This window comes from Rathayibacter sp. PhB1, assembly GCF_004362935.1.
In the GTDB taxonomy this organism is placed as follows: Bacteria; Actinomycetota; Actinomycetes; order Actinomycetales; family Microbacteriaceae; genus Rathayibacter; species Rathayibacter festucae.
On sequence record NZ_SNYD01000001.1, the window covers coordinates 149,626 to 169,598 of the forward strand.

Here is a 19,973-nt window from a genome sequence, read left to right on the forward strand (position 1 = left end):
CTCGGAGAGAACCGCTGCTCTGATCGGAAGAAAGGCGCACAGTGACTGTCGTCGATTTCATCGCCTTCATCCGGCGGAACTGGAAGATCCTCGTCGTCGCCGTTCTCGTCGGCGTGAGCGCGATGGCCGCCTTCTCCGCGGTGTCGCCGAAGGTCTACGACTCCAGCTCGGCCGGCTTCGTCATCGCGGCCACCGACGGCAGCTCGGCCGATGCGATCAGCGGAGCGCAGACCGCGGTCACCCGTGCGAACGCCTACCTGCCGCTCATCTCCAGCAGCGCGGTCTACGAGCGGATCGAGTCCGATCCCGAGGCGAACCCCGGCGGCGAGCCGCTGAACGGCCGGCTGACCGCGGCCGTCGCCCCGGGCAGCACCCTGATCGAGGTGACCGCCTCGGCGTCGACGCCCGAGAACGCCGCGGCGCTCGCCAACGGCGCCCTGGCCGCGCTCGCCGACGTGATCGCCGACATCGAGACGCAGTCGACCGCCGACCGCACCCCGCAGATCACGGTGGTGCCGCTCGAGAACGCCGAGCCCGCCGCCGCGCCGACGAGCCCGAACTGGCTGCGCAACCTGCTGCTGGGCGCCGCGGGCGGTCTCGTGCTGGGCTTCGTCCTCGCGATCCTGCGCCGGGCCCTCGACATCCGGGTGCGGACGGTCGACGACCTCACGCAGCTCTTCGGCGTCGGCGTGCTCGGGCGCATCCCGAAGATGGGCAAGGGCCGGGTCGGGCGCCGCGGCGACGCCCGGGCGGTCGACGGGATCACCGCCGAGGCCTTCCGCGCGCTCCGCACGGGTCTGCGCTTCTCCAGCGTCGACGACGAGACCCGCAGCGTCGTGATCACCAGCGCGAACCAGGCCGAGGGCAAGTCGACGATCGCGTCCGGCCTCGCCCGGGTGACGGCCGACTCCGGGCAGCGCACCCTGCTGATCGACGCCGACCTGCGCCGTCCGACCGTCGCGAAGCTGCTCGGGATCGACGGCGCCGTCGGCCTCAGCGAGGTGCTCAGCCACCAGATCCCGGTCGAGGACGCGATCCGCCCCACCGCCACAGAGGGCCTGTTCGCGCTGCCGGCCGGGCACATCCCGCCGAACCCGTCCGAGATGCTCGGCTCCTCGGCGATGCGCGCGCTGATCGAGCGGCTCGCGGAGGACTACTTCGTCATCATCGACGCGCCGCCGATCCTGCCGGTCACCGACGCGTCGATCGTCGCGACTGTCGTGGACGGCGTCGTCTTCGTCGTCGCCTCCAACCGCACCCGCCGCCCCGAGGTCACCGCCGCCCGGCGGATCGTCCAGCAGGTGCGCGGCCGCGTGCTCGGGACCGTGCTGAACATGGTCTCGGCGCAGGACGGCGACGCGGGCTACTCGTACTACTACGACCGCAAGAACCCGTACTACGCGGAGCCGGACGGCGGACGCTCGCGGGGCCGGTCCGCCGGCCGCCGGGCCGCCGCGGAGGAGCCCGCCCGCTCCCTCCCGGCGGTCCGGCCCGCGGAGCCGGCGCGCGCGGTGGAGCCCGAGCGCACGCGCGCCGCCGAGCCCGAGCGCACGCGCGTCGCCGAGCCCGAGCGCGCCGTGGAGCCCGCGCGCTCCCTGGAGCACGTCGTGCGCGCCGCGCCGAAGGCGGAGGTCCCGTCGTCGTTCCGGCGGCCGGCTCGATGAGCTCGCGGCTGCTCTTCCTCTGCCACGCGAACGTGGCCCGCTCGCCGTCGGCCGAGCGCCTCGCGGCCGAGCTGCTCGCCGGCTCCGACACCTGGCAGGTCTCGAGCGCCGGGACGCACGCCCCCGTCGGCCGCGGTCTCGACCCCGACCTGGGCGACGCGCTCCGCGCCCGCGGCCTCTCCGTCGCCTCGCATCGAGCGCGCCAGGCCGACGGCCGCCTGCTGCAGGACGCCGATCTGGTGCTGGCCTTCGAGTCGGAGCAGCGCGAGTGGGTCGCCCAGCACTTCGCCTCGGCGGCGCGGCGCACCGCGACGGTCCGTCGCGCGGCCCGGCTGGCGCGGGCGAATCCCGGAGCGGACCTCCGCGAGCTGATCGCGCGCGACACCGCTCCGTACGGCGCCGAGGACGACTTCGCCGATCCGCACGGTCGCGGCGCCGCCGTCGCGGCGAGCGCCGTGGACGACATCGACGGTCTCCTGCGCACGATCCTGCCGGCCCTGGGCGCGCTGCCCGCGGACTGGGACCCGCCGCGTCCGGCGGTGCTGCCGACCCGCCGCTCCCTGCGCCGCGCGCGCGAGAGCCGGGCGGTCGCGTCGTGAGCGAGCGGGAGCGGCCGGGGCCCGGCGTCAGCGTCGTCGTGCCGCACTACGGCGATCCGGCTCCCGCCCTCGTCCTGCTCGAGCAGCTGCGCCGCCAGGTCGGCGCCCCGGAGCACGAGATCGTCGTCGTCGACGACGCCTCGCCGGTGCCGTTCCCCGCGGGCGAGGGCTTCGCGCTCGTCCGCCGCGCGCGCAACGGCGGCTTCGGCGCCGCGGTGAACAGCGGTGCGGCCGAGGCGGCGCACCCGCTGCTGCTGGTGCTCAACAGCGATCTCGAGATCGGCGACACCTTCCTCCGCGACCTCCTCGCCGCGGGCACCCCCTGGCTGCCGGCGGTCGTCGCCCCCGCGCTGCGCGACGGCGCCGGGCGGCCGCAGTGGGTCGGCCGGCGCTTCCCGCGGCTCGGCCACTACGTGGTGGAGTGGCTCACCCCGCTCGCGCGCTGGCGGCCGCAGCTGCGCGCGGCGGTCGGTCTCGACACGCGCTGCGTCGAGGGCGCCGTGCTGCCGGTCGACTGGGTGGTCGGCGCGGCGATGCTGCTCCCGACGGCCGAGTTCCGGGCGATCGGCGGCTTCGACGAGTCGTTCCACATGAACTGCGAGGAGGTCGACCTGCAGCGGCGGCTGCGGGCGCGCGGGGTGCCGTCGGTGTACACCGGGGACGTCGTCGCGGTGCACACCGGCGGCGGCTCCTCCGATCCCGCCCGCCGGCTGGTCTGGCTGGTCGCCGCCCGGCTGCGCTACGCGCGGAAGTGGCGCTCGAACCCCGGTCTGCTGGCGGCGTCGCTGCGCGCGGCGTCGGTGGTCAACCTCGGTGCCAACGCCCTGCGCGCGCTCGCGGGGCGCGGCGTCCGGCCGCTCGCCGTCCTCCGCGGCGAGCTGCGCCTGATCGCCGCGGCCGAGAGGGCGGCGGCATGAGCCGGCCCGTGCTGGTCGTCAGCCCCGTGTTCCACGACTACTGGCGCGCCATCGAGGCCGCGCTCGTCGAGCTCGGCGAGGACGTCGTCGTGCACCGCTACGACGACACGGCGGGCGTGGTCCGGCTGCGCGACGCGGTGGCGCACCGCTTCCCGCGGTCCCGGCTGCGCCGATGGTCGCGGCGCTCCGAGACCGAGCGGGCGATCCGGGCGCTGCGGGAGACGTCGCCGCGCGCGGTGCTCGTGGTGAAGGGCGACTCGCTCGGCGACGAGTGGTGGGCCGCGCTGGCCGGCGGCGGCGCACCCGTCGTGCTCTGGCTCTACGACGAGCTCGTCAACATGACCTTCGACCTCGAGCGGCTCCGCGCGCTCGCCTCCGCCCGGGTCTCGATCGCCAGCTACTCGCCGCGCGACGTCGCGACGCTCCGCGCGGCCGGGATCGAGGCGACGCACGTCCCGGACGCCTTCGACTCGCTCCTGGCCTGGACGCCGCGCCCGTCCGCGGCGGTGACCTTCATCGGGGCGCGCTACCCCGAGCGCGAGCGGGTGCTGCGCGAGCTCGCCGCCGGCGGCGTCGACGTCGAGGTCTTCGGCCGGCAGTGGTCGCGTCACCCGGGCGACGTCGTGCGCACCGGACGGCTGCGCGGAGCGGGTCTGCGCGCGCACGGCGACGTCTCGCGCGCGGCCTACTACGGCGCGATGGCCGGCTCGATCGCCACGCTCGCGATCCACGGGACCGGGCACGGCGGGCTGTCGATGCGGGCGTTCGAGGCGCCGGGCGTCGGCGCGCTCGCCCTGCTCGACCGGCCCGACATCGCCGACCACTACGAGGTGGACCGCGAGGTGCTGGTCTTCGACGGCCGCGAGCAGCTCGTCGAGCACGTCCGGCACGCGCAGGCCGACCCGGTCTGGGCGCACCGCGTGCGCGACGCAGCGGCCGCTCGGACCCGGGCGGAGCACACCTTCGTGCACCGGATGCGGGCGGTGAGGGCGCTGTGGGGCTGAGGCACGCGACCGATCTCGAGGGCTGGCGCCGCTGGCAGCGCGGCCGCGACCCGCTGCGCGCGGTGCGGTCCCGCCTGCGCCCGTCGGCCCCGGCGCCGCTCGTGCTGCACCTGCGCGGCGCGGAGCCGTCGATCCTGCTCGCGGTCGAGGCGGCGACGGCCAGCGCGGTCGCCGCGACCGCCTCCTCGCTCGCGCACCTGGACGGGCTGCCCGTCGCCGTCCTGGCGCCGGGGGACGTGACCGCTCTGCTCCCCGGCGAGTGGACCGTCCGGCCCGTGCCCGACGGCTCGGCCGCCCCGGTCGAGCTGCGGGGGCTGCGCGCCGTCGTCGCGACCGGCCACTACCTCCGCTCCGGCGCGACCGCGCACCGCTGGGCCGGGCCGCTCGGCGCCCGCGTCCTCGTGGTGCAGCACGGCCTCCTGACGCCGTTCGCCCCGCCGCTGCCGCCGGAGTCGACGCTGCTCGCCTTCTCGGCCGCGGACGCCGACTTCTGGCGCTCGGGGCGGACCGACGTCGGGACCGTCGTCATCGGCAGCCAGCTGCTCTGGTCGGCGGCGCAGCGCCCGCGCGCGGCCCTGAGCGAGGAGCGCCCGCTCTTCCTCGGCCAGCTGCACGGCGCCGAGCTCCCGCGCCGGATCGCCGCGGCCACCGCCGGCCGCTTCTGCCTCGACACCGGCGCCGACTACCGCCCGCATCCGGCCGAGGTCGACCGCCGCTCGCGCTGGCAGCACGCGGCCTGGCGCCGCAGCGGCATCCGCGTGCTCGCCGGCGGCGACCTGGCCGCGCAGCACCGGCCGATCGCGTCGGTGTTCTCGACCGGCGTGCTCGAGGCCGCGGCGGCCGGGACTCCCGCCTGGGTGACCTGCGTCGATCCGCCGGCCTGGGTGCGCGAGTTCTGGGGCCGCTACGGACTGTCCGTCTGGGGCGAGGGGCCGCCGACCCCGGCGCCGCTCGCGCCGGCGCTCGAACCCGCGGCCGCGGTCGCCGCCGCGGCGCTCGCGATCACCGAGGGAGGAGTGCGATGAGCATCCTGTGCGTCATCCCCGTGCGCGGCGGCTCGAAGGGCCTGCCGCGCAAGAACGCGCGCATCGTCGCGGGGAAGCCGCTCGTGGTCTGGAGCATCGAGCAGGCGCTCGCCGCCGGTCTCGACGTGCTGGTCTCGACCGACGACGCCGAGCTGGCCGCGATCGCCGCGGACGCCGGAGCGGACGTGCCGTTCCTCCGCCCCGCCGAGCTGGCCCGTGACGACACCGCGACCGAGCCGGTGGTGCTGCACGCGATCGAGCACCGCGTCGCCCTCGGGCGCCGGCCGGACGCGGTGCTGCTGCTCCAGGCGACCTCGCCGATCCGCCTCCCCGGCACGATCGACCGCGCCGTCGAGCAGTTCGCGAGCACCGGAGTCGACTCGCTCGTCGGCGTCGTCGCGCAGACCCCGTTCCTCTGGCGCTCGCGGGGCGAGGAGAGCGCGCTAGCGCACTACGACGTCGCCGCGCGGCCGCGCCGGCAGGAGCTGACCGCGCCCGAGTTCTTCTACCGCGAGACCGGCTCGCTCTACCTCACCCGCACCGAGGTCTACGAGCGGGAGCGGAACCGCATCGGCGGCCGGGTCGGGCTGTTCGTGATGGACGAGGTCGAGGGCGGCGACATCGACGGCGAGCACGACCTCGTCGTCGCCGAGCACCTGCTCGCCGATCTGAGACGGCGGGGGCGCGCGTGATCGTCGACCGCCACCTGGCGCCCTACATCGTCTTCGCCGAGGACCCGGTGCTGACCGCGCTGGCCAAGATCAACGCGAACAAGCAGCGCATCGTCTTCTGCGTCGACGGCCACGGCGTGCTGCGCGGCTCGCTGTCGGACGGCGACTTCCGCCGCTGGATCATCGCGAACCCGACCGCGTCGCTCGACGTCGCGGTCCTCGCCGTGGCGAACACGACCGTTCTGACGGCGCCCGTGGACGACCCGGCCCAGGCCGCCGCCGCCCTGCTCGGGGCGGACGGGATCAGCCACGTGCCGCTCGTGGACGACCGCGGCCACCTCGTCGCGATCGCGATCGAGGGCGGCGCGGCGCTGCAGATCGGCCGGCACCCGGTCGGCGAGGGGCATCCGGCCTTCGTGATCGCCGAGGTCGGCAACAACCACAACGGCTCGGTCGACCTCGCCAAGCGCCTCGTCGACCTCGCGCTCGAGGCCGGCGCCGACGCCGTCAAGTTCCAGCTGCGCGACCTCGACTCGCTGTACCGCCAGGGCGGCGGCGCCACGGCGGGGGAGGACCTGGGCGCGCAGTACACGATCGACCTGCTGCGCCGGTTCGCGCTGCCGGCCGAGGCGCTCTTCGAGGTGTTCGACCACGCGGGCGCCGCCGGGATCGACGTGCTCTGCACCCCGTGGGACTCGCCGAGCGTGCAGGCCCTCGTCGACTACGGCGTCCCCGGGCTCAAGATCGCCTCGGCCGACCTCACCAACCACGACCTGCTCGCCGACGCCGGCGCCCGCGGCCTGCCGCTGCTGCTGAGCACGGGGATGTCGCGCGAGAGCGAGATCCTCGAGTCGGTGGCGCTGCTGCGCTCGCTGGGCACCTCCTACGCGCTGCTGCACACCCAGTCGACCTACCCCGCGCCCTACCGCGACCTCAACCTCGCCTATCTCGAGCGGCTCGCCGAGATCGGCGGCGGCGTCACCGGCTACTCCGGGCACGAGCGCGGCTGGCACGTGCCGGTCGCCGCCGTCGCCCGGGGCGCGCGGATCATCGAGAAGCACTTCACCGTGGACCGGGCGATGGAGGGCAACGACCACTCGGTGTCGCTGCTGCCGGACGAGTTCGGCCGGATGGTCGCCGAGATCCGCGACATCGAGTCGGCGCTGGGCTCGGCCGAGCCGCGCGGGGTCTCCACCGGGGAGTCGATGAACCGGGTCTCGCTCGCGAAGTCGCTCGTCGCCGCGCGGGAGCTGCGCAGCGGCGAGGTGGTGCGCGCGGCCGACGTGGCGGTGCGCAGCCCCGGGCGCGGCCTGCAGCCCAACGAGCTCCCGCGGCTGCTCGGCCGCACGCTGCACCGCGACGTCGCCGCCGGCGGCTTCTTCTTCGACGGCGATCTGCGCGCAAGCACCCCGGCCGGCCGGCCGTTCCGGTTCCGGCGGCCGTGGGGGCTGCCGGTCCGCTACCACGACCACGCCGAGCTGCTCGGAGCGTCGAACCCCGGCTTCCTCGAGTTCCACTTCTCCTACCGCGACCTCGAGATCGACGTCGACGACGTCTTCACCGCGCGTCAGGAGCGGGGCTTCACCACCCACCTGCCGGACCTCTTCTCCGGCGACTTCCTGGTCGATCTCGCCTCCTTCGACCGCGACGTCTGGGAGCGCTCGATCGCCGAGGTGCAGCGGACGATCGGGGTCACCCGGTCGCTCTCGCGCTGGTTCCGCCAGGACGAGGACCCGATGATGGTCGTCACGATGGGCGGCTTCACCCGCCACGCCCACGTGGACCCCTCCCGCCGCCCGGCGATGTACGCGCGCGTCGCCGAGGCGCTCGACCGGATCGACGCGGACGGCGTGCGCCTACTGGCGCAGACCCTGCCGCCCTACCCCTGGCTGATGGGCGGCCAGCAGTTCCACAACCTCTTCGTCGACCCGGAGGACACCGCCGCGTTCGCCCGCGAGACCGGCACCGCGCTCTGCCTGGACGCCTCGCACACCAAGCTCGCCACCACCTTCCTCGGCACGTCGTTCTCGGCGGCGGTCGAGCTGCTCGCGCCGCTCAGCGCGCACCTGCACCTCGTCGACGCGACCGGCATCGACGGCGAAGGCGTGCAGATCGGCGAGGGCGAGATCGACTGGCCGGTGTTCGCCGCGGCGCTGGACGCCCTGGCGCCCGGCGTGCCGTTCATCCCCGAGATCTGGCAGGGCCACGTCGACAGCGGCGAGGGCTTCTGGACGGCGCTCGAGCGGCTGGAGGAGTGGCTGTGAGCGCGGGCGGGGGCGCGGGCGACGTCGTGCGCGGGGCGGCCCCGATCGCCCTCTGGCTGGTGCCCGTCGCCGACGACGGCGGAGTCGCCCGCCACGTCGTCGACGTCGCGCGGCAGGGGATCCCCGGCCACCGCGTCGTCGTGCTCTGCCCCGAGGGCGCTCTCGCGCGCCGGCTGCGCGCCCAGGGCTCGGCGGTGACGACCGGCCGCTTCGGCACGGCCGCCGGCCTCTCCGCCTCCGTCCGCACGCTCGCCGCCACGGCCGGGGCCCTGCGGCCCGCGATCGTGCACTCGCACCTCGCCCACGCCGACCTCGTGAGCGCCGCGACCCCGCTGCCCCGTGGCGTCCGGCGGCTGACCACAGAGCACGGCATCGCCGGCCCCGACGCCGTCTACCACCGCTCGGGCGCGCAGGCGCGCGCGATGGCGCTCGCCCACCGCGCCCGGCTGCACCGGTTCGACGGGGCGATCGCCGTGTCGCAGGCCACCCGGCACGCGATGCGGGAGAAGTGGCACGCGGTGCTGCCCGTCGACGTCGTGCTCAACGGCGTGGACGGCCCCGCCGCGGACGCCCCCGCCGCCGCCCGCCGCCCGCGCCCCTCCGGCGCGCTGCGCGTCGTCTCGCTCTCCCGCCTCTCGCCCGAGAAGCGGATCGACGCCCTGCTCGAGGCCTTCGCCGTCCTGCACCGCCGGGTGCCCGGCGCCACGCTGACCGTCGCGGGGGAGGGACCGCTCGACGGCGCCCTCCGCGCCCGGGCGAGCGCCCTCGGCCTCGGCGACGCGGTCGCCTTCCCCGGCTTCGTCGACTCCGCCCGGATGCTCGCCGAGGCGGACGTCGTGGCGCAGCTCTCGGTCTGGGAGAACTGCTCGTACACCCTCCTCGACGCGGTCGCCCGCGGCCTGGGCGTCGTCGCCACCGCGGTCGGCGGCAACCCGGAGATCCTCGCGCCCCGCTCCCTCGTCGACGCGGACGACCCCGCGGCCGTGGCGCGCGCGCTCGAGCGGCAGGCGGAGGAGCCGGCCGCCGCCGCCGCGCCGCGCTCCGTCGCGCGGATGTGCGCCGGCATCGCCGACGTCTACGCCGGCGTCTGCGCGAGGAGCGCGGCGTGAGGGGCTCGATCCGGCAGGGACTCGGCACCCTGCTCACCCTCGCCGGCGCGGCGTCGCCCGGCTGGCTCGTCGTCGCGGTGGCCGGCTCGATCGTGCTGGCCGTCCTCGACACCCTCGGCGTCGCCGCGATGGTGCCGCTGATGGCGCTGCTCACCGGCGCGGACACCGGCGCCGGCTCGGTGACGAGCACGATCGCCGGCCTGGTCGGCACCTCGGACGTCGCGACCCTCGTCCCGCTCGTCGCCGGCTTCGTCGCCGCCGTCTTCGTGCTGAAGAGCATCGGCACGATCGTCTTCCGCTGGTGGCTGCTCGGCCGCACCACCCGGATCGCGGCCGACGCGTCGACCGAGCTGCTGCGGCGCTACGTGCTCGCCCCCTTCGCCGTGCACCGCACGCGGCGGCTGTCGGAGGTGTACCGCAACATCAACGACTCGACCGCGCAGGCGTCCGGGGTGCTGCTCGGCGTGCTCGGCGTCGCCTCCGACCTGCTGGTGCTCGTCGCGCTGGTCGCGGTCCTCGTCGTCGCCTCGCCCGGGGCGACGCTGTTCGCGGCCGTCTTCTTCGCGCTGCTGCTCGGCGGCACGCAGCGACTGCTCCGCCGGCGGCAGGGGCGGATCGGCGAGGAGACCGCCGAGGCCTCGCTGCAGACCTGGCAGTTCCTCCTCCCGTCGCTCGACGGCTTCCGCGAGGCGCGGCTCTCCTCCAGCGCCTCGAGCCTCGTCGCCGGGTTCCAGGCCGCGAAGCGCCGCGGCGCCCAGGCGTCCCGGATGCTCTCGCTGGTCTCGGAGCTGCCGAAGTACCTCCTCGAGATCGGCTTCGTCGTCGCGATCATCGGCGTCTCCGGCATCCTCGTGGCGACCGGCTCGTCCGCCGAGGCGCTCTCGGTGCTGGGCGTCTTCGCCGCCGCGTCGCTCCGCGCCCTGCCCACCCTCAACCGGATCTCCGCCACCTTCGCGATCGTCCGCAGCGGCCAGGCCAGCCTGCGCATCGTCGACGACGCGGCACGCGAGCTCGACGCCCACGGCTCGCACGACGAGACGCCCGGCCCCGGCGGTCGCTTCGCCGGCGACATCGAGCTCGAGCGGGTCGTCTACCGCTACCCCGACGCCACCCGCGACGTGCTCCGCGGCGTGACCCTGCGCCTGGCCGAGAACGCCACCACGGCCTTCGTCGGCTCGAGCGGCGCGGGCAAGAGCACCCTCCTCGACCTCGTGCTCGGCCTGCTCGAGCCGACCGAGGGCCGGGTGCTCTGCGGCGGCCGGCCGATCTCGGAGGATCTCGCGGGCTGGTACGCAGGGCTCGGCGTCGTGCCGCAGGACGTCTTCCTGCTCGACGACTCCTTCGCGGCGAACATCGCCTTCGGGGTGCCCCGGGACGGCGTCGATCCCGGGCGGATCCGCGAGGTGGTCCGCATCGCCCAGCTCGAGGACTTCGTCGAGCAGCTGCCGCTCGGCCTCGAGACCCGCGTCGGCGAGCGCGGGGTCCGGCTCTCGGGCGGGCAGCGGCAGCGGATCGGGCTGGCCCGCGCCCTCTACCGCCGGCCGTCGGTCCTCGTCCTCGACGAGGCGACCTCGGCGCTGGACAACCGGACCGAGCACGAGATCTCGACCGCCATCGCGGGCCTGCACGGCAGCATGACGGTGCTGATCGTCGCGCACCGCCTCTCGACCGTCCGCGGCGCCGACCGGCTGCTCTTCCTCGAGGACGGGCGGATCGAGGGCGAGGGCACCTTCGAGGAGGTGCGCGCCGCGCATCCCGGCTTCGCGCAGCTGGTGGCGCTGGGCGAGCTCTCGTGAGGCCGCGGCTGGGCGATCTGCGGGCGGCGGTCCTCGAGCCGCTCCGCCGGCGGGGCGCGACGGTGCTGATCCCGCAGGAGGCCTTCGGCGTCGGCAACCTCCTCTACTTCTGGCTGCAGGCCGCCGCGCGCCGCGAGCGCGGCGAGCCGACGGTGGTGCGCGGCACGGCGCGGGCGGCGGAGTGGGCGGAGCTGCTCCCGCGCCTGGGCGAGCTGGTCGTCGCTCCCGCGGACGTCTCCTTCCTCCAGCCGCGCGAGGCCGGCGGCACGCACCAGCGCTTCGGCGTCGACTTCGGGGCCGAGCAGCTGGACGCCTTCCTCGACTCGCACCTGCTCGCCGGCCCCTTCGGGGAGCTCGTCGCGGCGGCGCGGCCGTCCGCCGATCTGACGATCAACATCCGGCGGGGCGACTACTACAGCGTCCCGGAGTTCCGCGGCCGCTACTCCTTCGACGTCGTCGAGTACGTGCGCGCGGCGCTCGCGCGGGCGCGGGAGTCGGCCGAGGTGCGCAGCGTGCTCCTCGTCTCGGACGACCTCGACTGGTGCCGGCTCAAGCTCGGGCCGCTGCTGACCGGCCTCGACGTGCGCTGCCCCGAGCCGGGCACCTCCGTGCCGCGCCAGCTCGCCCTGCTGGCGGCCTCGCGCCGCCTCGTGCTGACGAACTCGACGTTCTCCTACTGGGGCGGGTACCTCGGCCGGCATCGCCACGGCGACGCCGAGGTGATCGCGCCCTGGTTCCACAGCCGGGCCTGGAACGGCGGAGCGGCGACCCAGCTCGACCCGCGCTGGAGCGTGATCCGCGACCTCCCCGGCGGCTGGGACGCCTGACCCCTCCCTCCCTCCTCCGCGAGATGCCACTTGTGCACGCTTCTCACGGCGTGTCGCGTGCACAAGTGGCATCTCGCGGGAGGGGGTCAGACGACGTGCCCCTCGTCGTCGACCGGGGCGCGCGCCGTCAGACGCTTCAGCCGCATCGCCGGGCGCTCGATCAGCAGCCAGCTGGCCCAGGCGAACGGCAGCGTCGCCGCGATCGAGAGCAGCACGTACGCCCCGAGCGGCACGTCCGCGTCGACCAGCGCGAGCGCGAGCAGCTGCTGCACCGGGAACGCGTAGATGTACATCCCGTAGGAGACGTCGTGGGTCGCCCCGAGGCGCCGCAGGGGGAGGCGCGCGCCGAGGGCCAGCATCAGGTAGGCGAGCGGCAGCCCCGCCAGCACCCGGTACAGCCCGCTGGCCACCACCAGCGCGAAGAGGACGACCGCGAGGAGCGCGAGCGGCAGGGTCAGCGGGATCCGGTCGCGGAAGAGGTGCAGGATCGCCCCCGCCAGGAAGTACGCGACGAGCGTGACCGTCTGGTTGAGGGCCGCGGGGAAGGGCACGAGATCGGTGGCGAGCACGCCGGCGACCAGGGTCAGCCCCGCGAAGCCGACGACCACCAGCGGTGCGACCCACCGTCGCGGCACCACCGAGATCAGCACCCCGATCACGAGGTAGCTGACGAACTCGAAGAAGAGGCTCCAGAGCGAGCCGTTCCAGGCCCCCGGGTACGGCACCGAGCCGAGCATCCCGTCGATCCCGTACTCGCGGATGTAGAGCGCGAGGTTCCCGAGCACGAACCGCGCACCGCCCGCCGCGCTCCACGGTCCGGCGTCGAGCAGCAGGGACGCGAGCGGCGCGATCGCCAACCCGACGACGAGCAGCGAGACGAGGAAGGCGGGGTAGATGCGCAGGAACCGCCGCCAGAGGTAGTCGCCGAGCGAGCGCGAGCGGAGCCGGCTCGCGGTGATCAGGTAGCCGGAGGTGACGAAGAAGCCGCCCACCGCCCAGTCGCCCAGATCGGAGTGCCCCAGCCCGGAGCCGCCGCTGCCTCCGGCGCCCGGCGCGTCGCCGTAGCCGCCCAGCGGGAACGAGTGCGACACGATCACCAGCACCGCGAGCCCCAGCCGCAGCGCGTTGATGCTGTTGCTGCGCGGATCGAGCGCGGCCCCGATGCTCACCCGCCGGGTGCTCACCACGGCCGGGGGCACCTGCTCCTGCCGCGTCATGCGCACAGCCTGGCGCCCCCCGCCCCCGCCGTCGACCGTCCCCCCGCACCCTGTCGCGAACGGGCGGACCCCCCCCTCCGCGAGATGCCACTTGTGCACGCGACACGCCGTGAAAAGGGTACACAAGTGGCATCTCGCGAACGGGCGGACCGGACGTCCGACGGCGCGAAGCGTCGCGCAGCGCCATCCTGTCCATCCCGGTAGCCGCTTGCTCGGCCACCTTCCTAGTCTGGCCAGATGTCGCAGACCGTCACGCGCTCGAACGAGAGCGCGCTCGAGCACCTCTTCGGAAAGGGCTGGTTGGACTGATGAACCGCTATCACGTCGTCGTCACGCGCGAGAAGCCGTTCTGGGTGGCGGTCGTGCAGGGGCTCCCCGGAGGAGCCACCGAGTCGCGCTCCCTCGCTCTGCTGGACGGTGAGGTCCGGGATCTCGTCTCGGGGCTGACCGACGTCGATGAGGACACCGTCGAGCTGACCTGGGACTACGGCGCCGCCTTCGCGGAGGATGTGGCGGCCGTCCTGGGGCAGGTGCGGGCGGCGAGGGAGGATCTGGAGCGCAGCCGTGACGAGTACGAGCGCCTGCAGCACGACGCGGTCGCCGGAGTCCGGGGTGAAGGGGTCTCGATGCGGGACGCCGCCGTCCTCCTGAACCTCTCCCACCAGCGCATCTCCCAGATCGCCTCCTGACCCGCCCCCTCCCTCTCCGCGAGATGCCACTTGTGCACGCTTTCCACGGCGTGTCGCGTGCACAAGTGGCATCTCGCGGAGGAGGGGGAGGGGAGGGGGTCAGAGCAGGGCGTCCGTCAGGTGGTCCGGGGTGCCGAAGCGGTGGGCGGTGATCGAGACGGCCTGCTCGCGGAGGAACGGGAGCAGCTCCAGGCGGCCGGACTCGGTGGCCTCGCCAGCGTAGACGGCGAGGTCGGGGCGGCCGCCGGTGACGGACGTCACCGAGGAGGCGTCGGTGCCGAGCAGGCGCACCCGGCCGGCGCCGTGCTCGCGGACCCGTGCCGCGAAGGCGGCCTCGTCCTCGACGGCGACAGCCGACGCTCCCGACGCGATGGCGGAGACGAGCTGCGGCGGCAGCTCAGTCGCGCTCGAGACCGCCACGCGGGTCCCCGCGGTCGCCGCGGCGACGACGACCTGCGCGAGCGAGCCGACCGGCTCGTCGTCCGCGAGGCGGATCAGCACCGGGGCGTCGTACGGCAGGTGCCGGAACACGTTCCGCTCGGCGGCCAGCCCGGTGACGTCCCGGGCGGCGCCCGCGGCGAGAGCCTGCGCCGCGCTGCGGGCCGTCCGCTCGACGGCGTCGGCCTCCGCGGGCGACAGCTCCGCGCGGGCGGCGGCGACGAGCCGGCCGACGCGCGGGTCCTCGACCGCGGTGGTGGCCGTCGACGGCGCGGAGGTCCACGACCCCAGCCCGAGCAGGTAGTCCGGTCCGCCCGCCTTGGTGCCCGGTCCGACGGCCGACTTCTTCCAGCCGCCGAACGGCTGGCGCTCGACGATCGCGCCGGTGATGCCGCGGTTGACGTAGAGGTTGCCGGCCTGGATCCCGCCGAGCCAGGTGCCGATCTCGGCCGGGTCGAGCGCGTGCAGCCCGGAGGTGAGGCCGTAGTCGACCTCGTTGACGAGCGCGATCGCGTCCTCGAGCGTCGCCGCGGTCATGATGCCGAGGATCGGGCCGAAGTACTCGGTGCGGTGGTACTCGGAGCCGCGGCGCACGCCGTCGCGGACGCCCGGGCTCCACAGCATCCCGCTGTCATCCAGCGCGCGCGGCTGCAGCAGCCAGCGCTCGCCCTCGCCGAGGGTCGTGAGCCCGCGCAGCAGCTTGCCCGCGGCGGGCTCGATCACCGGCCCCATCCGTGTCGCGGGATCGGTCGGCAGGCCGACGGTGAGCGAGTCGACCGCGTCGAGCAGCTGCGCGCGGAAGCGCTGGGAGCGCGCGACCGAGCCGACCAGGACGACGAGCGACGCGGCCGAGCACTTCTGGCCGGCGTGGCCGAAGGCGCTCGAGACGACGTCCTTCACCGCGAGGTCGAGGTCGGCGGAGGGCGTGACGATGATCGCGTTCTTGCCGCTGGTCTCGGCGAGCAGCGGCAGGTCGTGCCGGAACGAGCGGAACAGCTCGGCGGTCTCGTAGGCCCCGGTGAGGATCACCCGGTCCACCGAGGGGTGCGCGACGAGGTCGGCGCCGAGCTCCTCCTCGGGCAGGCGCAGCAGCAGCAGCGCCTCGCGCGGCACGCCCGCGGCCCAGAGCGCCTCGGCCAGCACGGCGCCGCAGCGCGCGGTCGGACCGGCGGGCTTCAGCACCGCGGCCGAGCCGGCGGCCAGCGCGGCGAGCGCGCCGCCCGCGGGGATCGCGACCGGGAAGTTCCACGGCGGAGCGACGAGCGTCAGCTGTGCGGGGTGGAAGACCGCCCCGTCGACGGAGTCCAGCTCGCGGGCCCGCTCGGCGTAGTAGTGCGCGAAGTCGATCGCCTCGGACACCTCCGGGTCGCCCTGGTCGATCGTCTTGCCGGCCTCGGCGGCCATCACCTCGAGCAGCTCGCCGCGGCGCGCCTCGAGCTCGTCGCCGGCGCGGTGCAGGATGCGCGCGCGCTCGTCGGCGGGCAGGGCGCCCCACGCGGAGCCGGCGGCGCGGGTCGCGGCGAGGGCCGCCTCCAGCTCCTCGCGGGTGCTGATCGTCGCGGCCTCGATCGCGTCGATCCCGGCGCGGGAGGCGGGCACACGGGCGAGGATCTCCTCGGCCCAGGCGCGGTTCGCCGCGACGGACGGGTCGGTGTCCGGGGTGCTGCGGAAGTCGCCGAAGCCGGGGCGGCCCGAGGCGGCGAAGCGGTCGGCGACCCGGTGCGCGGGCGGCACCGCGCCGTCGAGCGCGCTGACGGAGGCGCGGAAGCGGGCCTCCTCGCGGGCGAACAGCGCGGGCTGCGCCTCGAGCTCGAACACGGCCGACATGAAGTTGTCGCTCGACGCGCCCTCCTCGAGCCGGCGGATCAGGTAGGCGATCGCGACGTCGAACTCGGCGGGCGAGACGACCGGCGTGTAGAGCAGCAGCGAGCCGACCGTGCGGCGCACCGCCTCCGCCTGGCCCTGCGCCATGCCGAGCAGCATCTCGTACTCGATCCCCTCGCGGACGCCGCGCTCGCCGGCCAGCAGCCAGGAGTAGGCGACGTCGAAGAGGTTGTGGCCGGCGACGCCGACCCGCACGTTCCGGATCCGGTCCGGGTGCAGCGCGTAGTCGATCACGCGCTTGTAGTTGGTGTCCGAGTCCTGCTTCGTCGACCAGGTCGCCAGCGGCCAGCCGTGCACGGACGCCTCGACCTGCTCCATCGGCAGGTTCGCGCCCTTGACCAGGCGCACCTTGATGCCGGCGCCGCCGCGGGACCGGCGCGCGGCGCTCCACTCCTGCAGCCGGATCATCGCGGAGAGCGCGTCGGGCAGGTAGGCCTGCAGCACGATGCCCGCCTCGAGGCCGAGGAACTCGGGCCGGTCGAGCAGGCGGGTGAAGACCGCAATGGTGAGGTCGAGGTCCTTGTACTCCTCCATGTCGAGGTTGACGAACTTCTGCGGCGTCGCGGCGGCCGCGCGGGTGAAGAGCGGAGCGAGCTCCTCGACGATGTCGTCGACCGCGGCGTCGAACGCCCACGGGTTGTGCGGGGCGACGGTGGAGGAGACCTTGATCGAGACGTAGTCGACGTCGTCGCGCGCGAGCAGGCGGTGCGTGCCCTCGAGGCGGCGCTGCGCCTCCTTGCGGCCGAGGACCGCCTCGCCCAGCAGGTTCATGTTCAGCCGGACGCCGTCGCGGCGGATCTTCGCGATCGCCGGGCCGAGGCGCGAGTCGGTCGCGTCGATGATGAGGTGGCCGACCATCTGCCGCAGCACCCGGCGCGCGATCGGCACGACGACGTCGGGGAGCAGCGGGGCCACCGCGCCGCCGAGGGCGACCGCGCCGCGCATCGGCGCGGGCAGGAAGCGGGGGACGCCGCCGGCGATCGAGCGCAGCGCCGCGGCGGCGACCTTCGTGTCCTCGGGGCGGACCACGCCGTCGACGAAGCCCACCGTGAAGTCGAGGCCGGTCGGGTCCTTCAGCACGCCGGCGAGCTGCGCGCCGGAGGCGTCGACCGGGACGTCGGCGGCGTCGCGCAGCCACTGGCGCACCAGCGCGACGCTCGCGTCGACGAGGCCGGGGTCGACGCTGTCCGCGGCGGGGCCGGCATGACCGGCGGCGTCGTCGGAGGAGGGACCGGTGGAGCGGGCAGGCGCGGCGAGATCCGTCATGACGTCAGTATCCGACCGGGGTACCGTTGAGCAGAAGCGACCGTTCCTTACCGGTACCGGTCACCCCTGCTTACTGATCCTCTGCATCGAATCGAGGTCGCCCGTGCTCGACGTCCGCCGCCTGGTGCTGCTGCGCGAGGTCGCCATCCGCGGCACGCTCGCCGCCGCCGCGGAGGCCCTCGCCTACAGTCCCTCCGCGGTCTCGCAGCAGCTGACCGTGCTCGAGCGCGAGACCGGCGTCGAGCTGCTGCGCAAGGTCGGGCGGCGGGTGCAGCTCACCCCGCAGGCCGAGATCCTGGTCGCGGCGGCCGGCGAGGTGCTGGCGCTGCTCGAGCGGGCGGAGGCGGCGCTCGCCGCGTCGGGGGAGTCGGTCACCGGGCGGGTCCGGGTCGCGGTCTTCCAGTCCGCGGCGCTCGCGCTGATGCCGGGCGCGCTGCGCTCGATCGCCGAGCGCGCGCCCGAGGTGCGGGTCGAGATGGTGCAGCGCGAGCCGGAGGGGGCGCTGCACGAGACCTCCTGGGCGCGCGAGTTCGACCTGGTCGTCGCCGAGCAGTACCCGGGCCACTCGGTGTCCTGGCTGCCGGGCCTGGTGCGCAGCGACCTCACGACCGACGCGATCCGGCTCGCGGTCCGCCGCGACTCCGCCGTGCGCGACCTGCAGAGCGCGCGCGACGCCGCCTGGGTGATGGAGCCGCGCGGCACCGCGAGCCGGCACTTCGCCGAGCAGACCTGCCGGGTCGCCGGCTTCGAGCCCGACGTGCGCTTCGAGACCGCCGACCTACAGGCGCAGATCCGCCTCGCCGCGTCGGGCAACGCGGTCGCGCTGATGCCCGATCTGGTCTGGGCCGGCGGCGAGCCCGACTGCCGCCTGCTCGAGCTGCCCGGCCGCCCTCGCCGCACCATCTTCACGGCGCAGCGCGAGGCCCAGCTCGCCTCGCCCGCCGTCCGCGTCTTCCGCGAGTGCCTCGCCGAGGCCGCCGCCCACTACGCCTGACCCGCGCGCCCTCGTCCCCTCCCGCGAGATGCCACTTGTGCACGCTTTCCTCGGCGTGTCGCGTGCACAAGTGGCATCTCGCGGGGGGTGCTCACCGGGGGGTGTGGCGCGGACGGGGGACTGCTCGCGGCGGAGGAGGTGCGCTTGGCTGGGCCGCACAGCGCCATGACAGCGCTACCACTCCGCCGCACCGAGGCGCACTCCGCCTCATCATCGAAAGGACCGCCGTGTCCCCGTCCTCCACCCCCACGCCCGGACCGTCCCGCCGAACCGTGAGCGCCGCGGCGGTGTGGAGCGCTCCGGTCGCCGCCGCGGTGATCGCTGCGCCTCTCGCTGCCGCCTCCACCGCCGTCCTCTGCGAGAGCGCGGTCGCCTTCAGGCGGACCAGCAACACCGGCGGTGACACCGCGGTGCTCCTGGCGCCCGCCCCCTCCGGCGCGGTGTCCACCGTGCGGATCACGTCGGTGCTCGCTCCCGGCACCACGACCACGACGCAGGGCCAGAGCTACAACCTGAGCCAGAGCGGATTCGGCTGGCAGGGAAGGGTCGGGAGCACCGCCCTGGAGAGCCGGGAGGAGCGCTTCTCGGGTTCCGCGCCGCGAGGCGCGCTGGGCCTCAATCAGCGCCGCGAGGGTCCGATCACCACCCTTCCCAGCCCGGGATCCGACTCGCAGACCCTGACCTTCCAGTTCTTGGATCCGCAGGGGCAGGTGTTCGATCCGGTCGATCTCCAGCTCGAGTTCTTCGACTTCACCTCGCTGAGCCGTCAGGCCTGGGTGCCGACTCACTGGGACGCGATGGGCTTCAGCGTCGCGCCGACCGCGATCGTCCAGGACGGCCTCTACGCCGGGACCGGTGCCGGCACGCTCGCCGACCCGTACCGGCGCGAAGGAGACAACCTCCCGACCGTCGATGTCTTCAAGAAAGATGTCTTCTCCTTCGCCAGCTTCCCCTCCGGGAGCACGCTCACCTACACCCAGCACGACGGCAGGCAGGGCTGGCACTCCGTCTTCCTCACCGGCCTCAGCTTCCGCTCCGCCGTCTGCTGACCCTCCGCGAGATGCCACTTGTGCACGCTTCTCACGGCGTGTCGCGTGCACAAGTGGCATCTCGCGGGGAGCGATGGGAGCGTGAGGGGCGTGAGTGCAGACGAGGTGCGGCTGGTCGAGACGACCGCCGACGATGCGGTGGCGGGACGGCTGTTCGCGGTGCAGGAGGCCGAGATCATGCGGCGCTACGGCGGGGACGACCCGGGGCCGCGGCCGCCCGCGGACGCCCCGACGCTGCTGCTGCAGGTCGGGGCCGACGTCGTCGGCTGCGTCGCTCTCGCCGCCGAGGGCGGGGTCGGCGAGATCAAGCGGATGTTCGTGACCGAGTCGGCGCGCGGCCGCGGCTACAGCCGCCTCCTCCTCGCGGGAGTCGAGGAGCTGGCCGTCCGCCACGGCGTGACGCTGCTCCGCCTGGTCACCGGCATCGAGCAGCCCGAGGCGATGGCCCTCTACAGCAGCTCGGGCTACGACCCGATCCCCGGCTTCGGCTACTGGGGCGACGAGCCGGCGACCCGCTGCTACGCGAAGAAGCTCCACCCGGCCGAGCCCGCGGGCTGAGC

At 74.9% G+C, this 19,973-nt stretch carries 16 protein-coding genes; 14 read left to right on the forward strand and 2 right to left on the reverse strand.

Going from position 1 to position 19,973, the window contains the following annotated elements:
• Window positions 1-41: 41 nt before the first annotated feature.
• Genes EDF17_RS00690 through EDF17_RS00735 form a run of 10 tightly spaced genes read left to right on the forward strand, consistent with a single transcriptional unit; the run spans window position 42 to window position 11,876 of the window.
• Complete coding sequence (locus tag EDF17_RS00690; RefSeq protein ID WP_123444707.1) at window positions 42-1,664, forward strand: polysaccharide biosynthesis tyrosine autokinase; 1,623 nt, start codon at window positions 42-44, stop codon at window positions 1,662-1,664.
• Window positions 1,661-2,263 (forward strand): hypothetical protein, encoded by a 603-nt coding sequence (locus tag EDF17_RS00695; RefSeq protein ID WP_123444708.1) that lies wholly within the window; start codon window positions 1,661-1,663, stop codon window positions 2,261-2,263. Before EDF17_RS00690 ends, EDF17_RS00695 begins: the two co-directional genes overlap by 4 nt.
• Complete coding sequence (locus EDF17_RS00700; protein ID WP_123444709.1) at window positions 2,260-3,180, forward strand: glycosyltransferase family 2 protein; 921 nt, start codon at window positions 2,260-2,262, stop codon at window positions 3,178-3,180. Before EDF17_RS00695 ends, EDF17_RS00700 begins: the two co-directional genes overlap by 4 nt.
• Window positions 3,177-4,184 carry a glycosyltransferase gene (locus EDF17_RS00705; protein WP_123444710.1) on the forward strand — a complete coding sequence of 336 codons (1,008 nt, stop codon included), beginning with the start codon at window positions 3,177-3,179 and terminating at the stop codon, window positions 4,182-4,184. The genes EDF17_RS00700 and EDF17_RS00705 overlap by 4 nt, the downstream gene beginning before the upstream one ends.
• A complete protein-coding gene (locus EDF17_RS00710) occupies window positions 4,175-5,209 on the forward strand; it encodes a hypothetical protein (RefSeq protein WP_123444711.1) in 1,035 nt (344 codons plus the stop codon). The genes EDF17_RS00705 and EDF17_RS00710 overlap by 10 nt, the downstream gene beginning before the upstream one ends.
• Entirely contained in the window at window positions 5,206-5,901 is a 696-nt protein-coding gene (locus tag EDF17_RS00715) for an acylneuraminate cytidylyltransferase family protein (RefSeq protein ID WP_123444712.1), read from the forward strand. The genes EDF17_RS00710 and EDF17_RS00715 overlap by 4 nt, the downstream gene beginning before the upstream one ends.
• Entirely contained in the window at window positions 5,898-8,144 is a 2,247-nt protein-coding gene (locus tag EDF17_RS00720; protein ID WP_123444713.1) for an N-acetylneuraminate synthase family protein, read from the forward strand. Before EDF17_RS00715 ends, EDF17_RS00720 begins: the two co-directional genes overlap by 4 nt.
• Entirely contained in the window at window positions 8,141-9,253 is a 1,113-nt protein-coding gene (locus EDF17_RS00725) for a glycosyltransferase family 4 protein (RefSeq protein ID WP_243732749.1), read from the forward strand. Before EDF17_RS00720 ends, EDF17_RS00725 begins: the two co-directional genes overlap by 4 nt.
• Window positions 9,250-11,049: an ABC transporter ATP-binding protein gene (locus tag EDF17_RS00730; RefSeq protein WP_123444714.1), complete on the forward strand. Its 1,800-nt coding sequence runs from the start codon at window positions 9,250-9,252 to the stop codon at window positions 11,047-11,049. Before EDF17_RS00725 ends, EDF17_RS00730 begins: the two co-directional genes overlap by 4 nt.
• Window positions 11,046-11,876 carry an alpha-1,2-fucosyltransferase gene (locus EDF17_RS00735; RefSeq protein ID WP_123444715.1) on the forward strand — a complete coding sequence of 277 codons (831 nt, stop codon included), beginning with the start codon at window positions 11,046-11,048 and terminating at the stop codon, window positions 11,874-11,876. The genes EDF17_RS00730 and EDF17_RS00735 overlap by 4 nt, the downstream gene beginning before the upstream one ends.
• Window positions 11,877-11,962: 86 nt before the next feature.
• On the opposite strand, the gene EDF17_RS00740 is transcribed toward EDF17_RS00735, so the two are convergent.
• The gene (locus EDF17_RS00740; RefSeq protein WP_123444716.1) at window positions 11,963-13,093 is read right to left on the reverse strand and encodes an acyltransferase; all 1,131 of its coding nucleotides are present in this window, start codon (window positions 13,091-13,093) and stop codon (window positions 11,963-11,965) included.
• A gap of 308 nt (window positions 13,094-13,401) precedes the next feature.
• Between EDF17_RS00740 and EDF17_RS00745 the strand changes: the two genes are divergently transcribed.
• Window positions 13,402-13,782 (forward strand): MerR, encoded by a 381-nt coding sequence (locus EDF17_RS00745; RefSeq protein ID WP_123444717.1) that lies wholly within the window; start codon window positions 13,402-13,404, stop codon window positions 13,780-13,782.
• 99 nt (window positions 13,783-13,881) lie between these two features.
• Here the strand turns inward: EDF17_RS00745 and EDF17_RS00750 are convergent, their stop codons facing one another.
• Entirely contained in the window at window positions 13,882-17,370 is a 3,489-nt protein-coding gene (locus EDF17_RS00750; RefSeq protein ID WP_123444718.1) for a bifunctional proline dehydrogenase/L-glutamate gamma-semialdehyde dehydrogenase, read from the reverse strand.
• Window positions 17,371-17,473: 103 nt separating this feature from the next.
• On the opposite strand from EDF17_RS00750, the gene EDF17_RS00755 reads away from it, so the two are divergent.
• The 3 genes from EDF17_RS00755 (at window position 17,474) to EDF17_RS00765 (ending at window position 19,971) form a co-directional block, all read left to right on the forward strand.
• Window positions 17,474-18,364 (forward strand): LysR substrate-binding domain-containing protein, encoded by an 891-nt coding sequence (locus EDF17_RS00755; RefSeq protein WP_123444719.1) that lies wholly within the window; start codon window positions 17,474-17,476, stop codon window positions 18,362-18,364.
• A 227-nt stretch (window positions 18,365-18,591) separates the two neighbouring features.
• Complete coding sequence (locus tag EDF17_RS00760; RefSeq protein ID WP_133671816.1) at window positions 18,592-19,413, forward strand: hypothetical protein; 822 nt, start codon at window positions 18,592-18,594, stop codon at window positions 19,411-19,413.
• Between the two features lie 90 nt (window positions 19,414-19,503).
• Entirely contained in the window at window positions 19,504-19,971 is a 468-nt protein-coding gene (locus EDF17_RS00765; protein ID WP_133671818.1) for a GNAT family N-acetyltransferase, read from the forward strand.
• Window positions 19,972-19,973: the final 2 nt, after the last annotated feature.